The 3,351-nt window shown below is 62.2% G+C and carries 2 protein-coding genes; both read left to right on the plus strand.

Features of this window, described 5'->3' with window-relative positions:
* Position 1 precedes the first annotated feature (1 nt).
* Positions 2–928 carry a nitronate monooxygenase gene (locus ABNS06_RS16985; RefSeq protein WP_348675797.1) on the plus strand — a complete coding sequence of 309 codons (927 nt, stop codon included), beginning with the start codon at positions 2–4 and terminating at the stop codon, positions 926–928.
* Between the two features lie 703 nt (positions 929–1,631).
* Entirely contained in the window at positions 1,632–3,344 is a 1,713-nt protein-coding gene (locus ABNS06_RS16990) for a TonB-dependent receptor plug domain-containing protein (RefSeq protein WP_348675798.1), read from the plus strand.
* Positions 3,345–3,351: the final 7 nt, after the last annotated feature.

The raw sequence follows: 3,351 nt of genomic DNA on the forward strand, positions 1-3,351 counted from the left end.
CATCCAGGGCGGCATGCACTTCGTCGGCTACGCCGAACTGGCGGCGGCGGTGTCGAATGCCGGCGGCCTGGGCATCATCACCGGCCTGACCCAGAAGACGCCGGACAAGCTCGCCGCGGAAATCGATCGCTGCAAGTCGATGACCGACAAGCCCTTCGGTGTGAACCTGACCTTCCTGCCGGTTGTTGATGCGCCGGACTACCCGGGGCTGGTGCAGGTGATCATCGAGGCCGGGGTCAAGGTCGTGGAAACCGCCGGCAACAACCCGGCGGAGTATCTGCCGGCCCTGAAGGATGCCGGTGTGAAGGTCATCCACAAGTGCACGGCCGTGCGTCACGCGCTCAAGGCGCAGGCCATCGGCTGCGATGCGGTGTCCGTGGACGGGTTCGAATGCGGCGGACACCCCGGCGAGGATGACATCCCCAACATGATTCTGCTGCCACGGGCCGCCGACGAGCTGGAGATTCCGTTCGTTGCCTCCGGCGGCATGGCTGACGGTCGCTCGCTGGTCGCCGCGCTGGCGCTGGGCGCCGACGGCATGAACATGGGGACGCGTTTCCTGGCAACACAGGAAGCGCCAGTGCACGAGCAGGTCAAGCAGGCCATCGTTGCGGCATCCGAACGTGATACGCGGCTGATCATGCGGCCGATCCGCAATACCGAACGGGTGCTGAGAAATCCGTCCGTGGACCGCGTGCTGGAGATCGAACTGGAGAAGGGCCGCGACCTCCAGTTCGCGGACATCGCCGCCGAGGTCGTCGGTGTGTATCCCCGGGTGATGCTGGAGGGCAAGGCGGACAGCGGCCCCTGGTCCTGCGGCATGGTGGCCGGGCTGATCAACGACATCCCGAGTTGCCAGGCGTTGATCGACCGGATCATGGCCGAAGCCGACGAGCTGATTCGGAGTCGCCTCGCGAATCTCCTATAAGTGGCCGGGTCTGGCTGCGCGAGAAAATTTTGATTTTCTGGCCGCCAGACCTTCACCGAGGCTTCGCCGAATTCGTGTCGCACCTGTGACGCAAATATCTGTTTTGACGTTGATAGTCCGCTCTCTCCTGACCTTGTTCTGTTCCGTTTGGGTGCGCAGGCGAGCTGAAAAGTCGGCCTATTACGCGCATTGATCCGGTGATCGCTGACATCGGCGGATAATCCAGTGCTTAACCGGACAATCCGGTTGTTTCGCCAGCAATAACTTGAAATTGTTGCATGGTGTTTCCTGTCGAGATTCTTTCGATCCGGCTGTTTTTCAGGGAACCTGAGCCCTCATCTCCGGTAGCGGACTGAAACTGCCACCCCAGCGTATCGTCATTGCACCGCTGGTCAAAACAACCGTTTGACGCGGTTTGTACTCCCCTCGTAACGTCGATGTCATAGAGCCGGACGACGAGCCGGCCAGACTCTCGCCCCGTTCGGGCGAGCTCGCGCAACGGATGGCGCTGGTGCTAAGGAGACCGGGCAACATGCCAGATCCGTTCAAGGTGAGCGTCGGACGCCTCATATCCGACAACTTTCAAGAAACCGTGGCCAGTGGCTCCGAGTTCGGCGGCATCGCCGTGGCCGGCAACAAGCACTTGCCGCCATCTTTTACAGAATATTCACAAAAATCGAATAAAGCTTCGAGGAGACACGACATGCGTCAAGCAACCCCGATCGGGAGAGTTGCAGCGTTTCTGGCCCTGGCCCTGGGGGGCAGCGGCCTGGTGAATGCGCAATCGACGGAATCCGCCGACACCGCAGGCTCGGACGCCGAGGCCGACGACGGCCGGCAGATCGAGGAAGTCGTCGTGACCGCACGGCGCAAGGAGGAAACGCTTCAGGAGGTGCCGATCGCGATCACGGTGATCGACCAGGAGAAGATGCGGAACAACAACATCTCCAACAGCGCCGACCTCAGCACCTACGCGCCGTCGCTCAACACCAACACCCGGTTTGGCCCGGATCAGGCGTCGTTCTCGATCCGCGGGTTTACCCAGGAGCTTCGCACCACGGCCTCCGTCGGCTTCTACTTCGCCGATGTCGTCGCGCCTCGCGGTGGCGGTTCGCTCACCTCCGGTGACGGCGCGGGTCCCGGTCTGCTGTTCGACCTGGAGAACGTCCAGGTGCTGAAGGGGCCGCAGGGCACGCTGTTCGGCCGCAACACGACTGGTGGCGCGATTCTGGTCGTGCCGAAGAAGCCCACCGACGAGGTCGAGGGCTATCTGGAGGTTTCAGCGGGCGACTTCGACATGCAGCGTCTGCAGGGCGTGTTCAACACGCCGATCAGCGACCGGGCGCGCGTGCGTTTCGGGGTCGATGTCCATCAGCGAGACGGCCATATCCGCAATACCTCGGGAGTCGGGCCGGATGATCTCAGCAACGTCGACTACATCGCCGGTCGTGGCAGCCTGGTGCTGGATCTGACCGACCGGGTGGAGAACTACACGGTGTTCTCGTATACGAACTCGGAGAACAACGGCACGATCTCCGGCATGTTCGCGTGCAATCCCGATCCCAATGTCGGGTTCTCGTCGTTCTGCATGAGCCAGCAGGCCGAGTACGGCACCAGCTTCTATGACGTGCAGAATCCGTTGCCGAACCCGGAGGCCACGCTGGAGCAGTGGCAGGCGATCAACACCACGCGCTGGGATTTATCCGACAGCCTCACCATCAAGAACATCCTGTCCTACGCGGACATGGAACAGACCATGCGCACGGCCGTGTTCGGGACCGACTTCCGGATTCCGGATCAGGTGCCGGGCATCGGTGGGCTGCCCTTCGTGTTCACCAACGCGGATCAGTACCCGGGTGTGCCCAGCAACAGCCAGACCAGCTTCGTCGAGGAACTGCAGTTCCAGGGGCAGACCGATTTCCTGACCTGGCAGGCGGGCCTCTACTACGAAAGCAGCGAACCCGACGGGATTTCCGGATCGCAGTCGCTCAATCAGCTTTACTGCGCGACGTCGCCGGGACGGGATTCGGCGAGCTTCCAGTGTCAGGACGTGCTGCGCCAGCTGGCGATCATCGCGTCACAGGGACAGTTCGATCCGGGTCCGATCGGCAACGTGCAGTTGCAGCTGGGCGAGGTCGAGTATGAGAACCGGGCGGTCTACGCGCAGGCGACCTACGATCTGAGCGAGCAGTTTCGGGCCACGGCCGGCGTCCGCTACACCTGGGACGAAACCACGGGATTGTCGCGCCAGATCGCCTACAACGACTTTCCGACCAACCAGCCCGGTGCACCGGGTTCGACGAACTGCGTGAACACCTCCGCGACGCAGCCGGGGAGTGTCCTGAATTCTGTGTGTGAGCCGGTGGTGGATTACTCGGTCAAAATGAACCGCTCGCCGAATTGTATGGCGAGCTGAGATTTGG

Source organism: uncultured Abyssibacter sp., from assembly GCF_964000955.1.
In the GTDB taxonomy this organism is placed as follows: domain Bacteria; phylum Pseudomonadota; class Gammaproteobacteria; order Nevskiales; family OUC007; genus Abyssibacter.